Annotated in this window: 4 protein-coding genes and 1 pseudogene; 2 read left to right on the forward strand and 3 right to left on the reverse strand. The window is 74.9% G+C overall.

Annotated elements, in window-relative coordinates; all coding sequences use genetic code 11:
* Window positions 1-268: 268 nt before the first annotated feature.
* Window positions 269-913 (forward strand): annotated as a pseudogene (locus DZG00_RS17345) (TOMM precursor leader peptide-binding protein); the annotation flags it as partial.
* Here the strand turns inward: DZG00_RS17345 and DZG00_RS11505 are convergent.
* Both DZG00_RS11505 and nudC read right to left on the reverse strand, forming a co-directional pair.
* Complete coding sequence (locus DZG00_RS11505) at window positions 882-2,813, reverse strand: ATP-dependent helicase (protein ID WP_119381845.1); 1,932 nt, start codon at window positions 2,811-2,813, stop codon at window positions 882-884. The pseudogene DZG00_RS17345 and the gene DZG00_RS11505 overlap by 32 nt on opposite strands.
* A gap of 10 nt (window positions 2,814-2,823) precedes the next feature.
* On the reverse strand, window positions 2,824-3,777 hold the full coding sequence (nudC, locus tag DZG00_RS11510) for an NAD(+) diphosphatase (RefSeq protein WP_119381846.1): 954 nt from the start codon (window positions 3,775-3,777) through the stop codon (window positions 2,824-2,826).
* A gap of 139 nt (window positions 3,778-3,916) precedes the next feature.
* Here nudC and DZG00_RS11515 point away from each other — a divergent pair, with 139 nt between their 5' ends.
* A complete protein-coding gene (locus tag DZG00_RS11515) occupies window positions 3,917-4,993 on the forward strand; it encodes a phosphotransferase (RefSeq protein WP_119381847.1) in 1,077 nt (358 codons plus the stop codon).
* Here the strand turns inward: DZG00_RS11515 and DZG00_RS11520 are convergent.
* Window positions 4,906-5,708: PD-(D/E)XK nuclease family protein (locus DZG00_RS11520; protein ID WP_147359984.1), on the reverse strand; the 803-nt coding region annotated here is incomplete at its 5' end. The two genes, DZG00_RS11515 and DZG00_RS11520, sit on opposite strands and share 88 nt — an antisense overlap.

The following is a 5,708-nucleotide window of genomic DNA, read 5'->3' on the forward strand; positions in this document are numbered from 1 at the left end:
CGGCCTCGCGCACGTCCGCGCCCGCGCCCGCTCCGCTCCGCGGTGGCGGCTCCGGCCTGTGGACGCGCGCCGCACGACGCGCGCCCGTCGGGCACTCTGCGCGCCCATGGCCATCCGACTCGATCCCCGCCTCCCGCTCGTCTGGCGCACGCCGGACTCCCTCCAGCTCGGCGTCGACCGTCCGTCCGTCGTGCTCACGGCCGTGTCACGGCTCGACGAGCGGCTGCTCGACGCGCTCAGCCACGGCGTCAGCCGCGGCGGGCTCGACATGATCGCCGCGACGGAGGGCGCGACCCCCGCCCATGTGACGCAGCTGCTCGACCTGGTGCGGCCGGCGCTCCTGCCGCCGCGCGAACCCGGATCCGCGTCCCGCGACGGTGCCGACCTCCCCCGGCGCACCCTCACCGGCCCGATCGCGGTCGTCGGCGGCGGGCCCACCGCGGACCGCGTCGCCGACGCCCTCGCGCGGGCCGGGCACGACGTGGCGCTGCGTCGCATCGCCGACGACGCGGATCCGCGCACCGGCCTCGCCGTGATCGTCGCGCACTTCGCCATCGCCCCGGCCGTGTACGGGCGCTGGTCCCGCGAGGACGTGCCGCACCTGCCCGTGGTCATCGGCGACCGGCACGCGGTCGTCGGCCCGCTGGTCGAACCGGGACGGACGGTCTGCTGCTACTGCCTCGACCTCGCGCGGCGCGACGCGGATCCGGCCTGGCCCGCCATCGCGACGCAGCTGCTCGGGCGCGACAGCGGATCCGAGGCGGGGCTCGTGCCCGCGGAGGTCGCCGCCCTCGCCGCGCGACCCGCCGACCTCCTGCTGACGACGGGCGCGAACGCGCTCGCGACGCACCAGGCGGTGCTCGACGTGCGGACGGGCCGGGTCACGCGCCGCGCTTCGCGCCCCCACCCGCGATGCGGGTGTCGAGCTCTGCCAGGAACCGCGACGGCTCCCGCTGACCGGATCGCTGCGGTCCGCTCCGGCTCCAGGACAGCCGCAGCCCGGAGCGCGCGCGCGTGATCCCCACGTAGAGGAGCCGGCGCTCCTCGTCGATCGCCTCGAGCGTCTGCGCGTAGCTGATGGGGACGAGCCCCTCGCTGAGCCCCATCAGGTAGACGTGCTCCCACTCGAGGCCCTTGGCGGAGTGCAGGGTCGCGAGCGTCACGGCGGAGACAGTCGGCTCGTGCTGGCCGGCCTGGCGCTCGAGCAGCTCGTCGGTGAAGGCGCGGAAGGTGCTGCCCGCGGGCATCCGCTCGGCGAGGCCCATGATCGCGTCGAGCGACTCCCAGCGGTCGCGCACGGCGCCCGGCTGCTCGGGCGGCTGCTGGCTCCAGCCGAGGCCGCGGAGCACATCGCTCACCGACTTGAACAGCGGCTCGCCCGAGATCGAGACGGACGCGCCGCGGAGCGCGAGCAGCGCCTGCTTGATCTCGGGGCGGTCGAAGAAGCGCTGGGATCCGCGCACCTGGTAGCTCACACCCGCGTCGCCGAGCGCCTGCTCGAGCACGGCGGCCTGGCCGTTCATCCGGTACAGCACGGCGACGTCCTCGGGCGCGATGCCCGAGGCGATCTGCTGCGCGATGGCCCCGGCGATCGCGCGCGCCTCGGCGCCGTCGGAGGGGAACGCGCTCACCTGCGGCGCGCGGAAGCCCTCGCCGCGGCCGGGGACGGCGGCGGATCCCCGGCCCGTCGCGCTGCGGGCGGAGGTCGTGCCCGTGCCGTCGCCGTCCGGATCCGCGTCCGCCGACACGAGCGTGAGCGCGCCGGGCCGGCCGCGCATCAGCCGGTTCGCCGCCTCGGTGATGCCCGAGGTCGACCGGTAGTTCCGCTCCAGCCGCACCACGGTCGCCTCGGGGAAGCGCGACGCGAAGTCGAGGAGGTAGGCGCTCTTGGCGCCCGCGAACGAGTAGATGGTCTGGCTGGCGTCGCCGACCACGCAGAGGTCGCGACGGTCGCCCATCCAGAGGTCGAGGATGGTCTGCTGCAGCGGCGACACGTCCTGGTACTCGTCGACCACGAAGAAGCGGTACTGCTCGCGCACCTGCTGGGCGACCCACGGCTCGGCCTCGATCATGCCGGCGGTCGCGAGCAGCACGTCCTCGAAGTCGAGCTGGCGGCGCTGGTCCTTGATGTCCTCGTAGGCCTGGAGGAGCGCGACGGCCTGGTCGGCGTCGAGCTGCGGCGGCAGCGTGCGGCTGGTGCGGGCGGCGAGGCCGTACTCCTCGATGGAGATCATCGACACCTTGCGCCACTCGACCTCGGCGGCCATGTCGCGGAGCGCGGCCGTGTCGAGGCGGAGGCGGAGCGACTCGGCGGCGTGCCCGAGCATCCGCCCCTTGCTCTCGATGAGGCGCGGCATGGTGCCGCCGACCACCTGCGGCCAGAAGAAGTTGAGCTGCTTGAGGGCCGCGGCGTGGAAGGTGCGCGCGGCGACGGGGCCGGCGCCCAGCTCACGGAGGCGGCCCCGCAGCTCGGCGGCGGCGCGCGACGTGAAGGTCAGCGCCATCACGCGGTTGGGCGGGTAGACGCCCGCCTGGATCCCGTAGGCGATGCGGTGCGTGATGGCCCGCGTCTTGCCGGTGCCGGCGCCGGCGAGCACGACGACCGGGCCGAGGAGCGCCTGCGCGGCGAGCCGCTGCTGGTCGTCGAGCGCCTCGAGGAGGGACTCCGCGGTGGGGGCGTCCTCCGCGGGCTCGGCGGGTCCGGCGGCGGGCAGGGGGCCGAGACCGGCCGTGCCGGGGACGACGTCGGGCGCGGTCGCGCCGGATCCGTAGAGATCCCGCCCGGGCGTCCCGGGGACGAGCTGGTCGGTCACGATCGGCGGATCACCACTCCCGCTCGCCGTCCTCGAGCGGTCCGCCGTACCACTCCTCGATGATGGCGCGCGCGATGGACGACGGGCCGGGCAGCGCGATCTCGCCGATCGACGCCCGCAGCTCCTCGCGGCTGAACCAGCGCAGGTCGATGATCTCGGTGCCGTCCGGCGTCGCGGGCCCGCTCGACGCGGAGACGCGCGCGAGGAACCCGACCATCACGGACGCCGGGAACGGCCACGGCTGGCTGCCGAGGTAGCGCGGATCCTCGACCGTGACGCCGGACTCCTCCAGCACCTCGCGCTTAACGGCCGCCTCGAACGACTCCCCCGGCTCCACGAAGCCCGCGAGCAGCGAGTAGCGGTCGCCGCCCCACATGGCGTTGGCGCCGAGGAGCAGGCGGTCGTCCTGGTCGACGACGCCCATGATCACGGCGGCGTCCGTGCGGGGGAAGACCTGCGAGCCGTCGGAGGGCGCGCGGCGCACCCAGCCGCCCTGCTCGACGACGGTCGGCTCGCCGGTCTTGGGCGAGAACGGGTGGGACGCGTGCCAGTTGGCGGTGGCGAGCGCGCCCGTGAAGAGCGCGGCGTCGCGGTCGTCGAGCTGCGTGGCCGTGGTGCGCAGCTCGAGCCAGCGCTCCTCGGCGGGCTCGAGCTCGAGCGCGGCCGCTTCGGTGAGCACCGCAGCCACGACGGGGGTGCCGACCGGCTCGCCCTCGTGCGCGACGGTGGTGCGGCCGAGGTAGATCCGGATGGTCGCGGCGGTGACGCGGTCGACCGGGAGCAGGTCGAGGGCGGCGCGGCCCTCGGCGGCGGATCCGAGCGCGCGGTGGCCGTGCAGCGCGAGGACGCGCGTGGCGGGATCCGCCCACAGCTCGTCGAAGAGCGCGGGCGCGTCGCGGCGCAGCCCGTCGCGGTCGACGCCCTCGCGGGACAGGGGCAGGCGGGAGAGGAAGCTGTCGAGCACGGGTGACCAATCGACTACGGGGCGGACGGGCCGAGGGGCGCCGACGGCGTGCGTCGTGCTCCACCCACGGTGCGCGTGTGGGGCCGGAAGCGCGTGGCGCGGTGAGACGGAGGGCTCCCAGCGACCTAACCTGTAAGGCATGGCCAGATCCCACCTCACTCTAGCCGCGTTGGCGACCTCGGCCGTCTCGGGGCTCGACGTGGTCCGCAGCTCCCCGTTCACGGCCGGCGGCGCGGGCGACTTCGACTCCGCGCTCCTCTCCACGCGGGACGGGCGCGAGCTCCTCGTGCGCGTCCCGACCACGCAGGCCGCCGAGTCCGAGCAGTCCGCCGACCTCGTGGCGCTGCGGGCGCTGAGCACCGGGATCCGCTCGCGGCTGCCGTTCCAGGTGCCCGAGTTCCTCGGCCAGGCGCCCATCAAGCCGACCCGCGGCTTCGTGTACGAGCACGTGCCCGGCCGCGTGATCTCGCTCGACGAGATCCCCGCGGGCGACGGCCTCGCGCGCTCCATCGGGGCCGCCGTCTCCGCCGTGCACAGCCTGCCGACCGGGTTCGTCGCCGACGCGGGGCTGCCCGTGCTCTCGGCCGCCGAGATCCACAGCCAGACGGCGGCGCTCATCGACCGGGCCGCGGCCACCGCGCTCGTGCCGAGCCTGCTGCTCAGCCGCTGGGAGGAGGCCATCGACGACGCGTCGCTCTGGCAGTTCCAGCCGGCGGTCGTCAACGGCGCCGTGCAGGCCTCCTCGTTCCTGGTCGACGGCGACGCGGTGACCGGCATGATCGGCTGGTCCGAGCTCCGCGTGGCCGACCCCGCGCACGACCTGCACTGGGTGCTGGGCGCGCGCGCCGAGCACGTGGCCGAGAGCGTCTTCCGCGCCTACAACGCCGCGCACCACGTGACCGTCGACCGCCAGCTGAAGCAGCGCGCGCTCCTCTACGCCGAGCTCGAGATCGCCCGCTGGCTGCTGCACGGGACCGACACCCGCAACCAGGGCATCATCGACGACGCCGTGAACATGCTCAGCGCGCTCGTGGACACGGTGCGCGCTGACGAGGGTCACCGCATCGCGCACGAGACGCTGCCCGTGATGGACGTCGACCAGGTCGAGGAGATGCTCGACTCGCGACCTCAGCCCACCGTCTCCCCCGACGGCGCGCGCGACGCGTCCGGTGTGCGGGCACCCGACCAGAGCGCCACGAGGTCCTCCTCGGAGTAGAGCCGCTCCGGCTTGAGCGACCGGTCCTCCGCGACGAAGTAGAACTCCGCGTCGATGAGGTCGGGGTCGATGCCGCGCCACTTCGCGAACGCGAGGCGGTAGAGCGCGAGCTGGAGCTGCTTGAGCTCCAGGTCGGCCGCGTCCTTCGGGGTGCGGCCGGTCTTCCAGTCGACGACGCGGTACCGGCCGTCGATGAGGAACACCGCGTCGATCTTGCAGATGACCACCTGGCCGGCGAGCTCCATGTGGATCTCGACCTCGACCTCCTCGGGCTTCCTGCTCGCCCACTCGCTGGCCTCGAAGGTCGCGCGCAGCCGGTCGAGGTCCTCCTGCTCCACGGGCGGCTCCGTCGGATCCTGGTCGAGCTCGACCCCCGACGCGTCGATGACGTCGGCCGTGCCCGCGGGCCCGTAGCGCGCCTCGACCCAGCCGTGGAAGAGCGTGCCGAGCCGGGTCTGCCGGTACGGGCGCTCGGGCATGGGGCGGCGCAGGCGCGCGGCGACGCCCGCGGGGTCGCTCACGAAGTCCTTGAAGCGGGACGCGGGGATGCGCGTGGGAAGGTCGACGAGCTCGGCGTCGCGGGCGCGGGCGTCGCGCTCGGCGAGGAGCAGGTCGATGTCGCGGGTCCAGACGGTCTCGGCGTGCGGATCCGCGACCGCCACGGCCTCGGCGGCGGCGCGCACGCGGGCCTCGCGGGGGCCGAGCGGCGGCAGCG

It is taken from the genome of Clavibacter lycopersici (genome assembly GCF_003576405.1).
Taxonomy (GTDB): domain Bacteria; phylum Actinomycetota; class Actinomycetes; order Actinomycetales; family Microbacteriaceae; genus Clavibacter; species Clavibacter lycopersici.

Excerpts from the sequence above, each read along its gene's own strand:
- DZG00_RS11515 (WP_119381847.1), top strand. The coding sequence starts at position 3,917 with ATGGCCAGATCCCACCTCACTCTAGCCGCGTTGGCGACCTCGGCCGTC.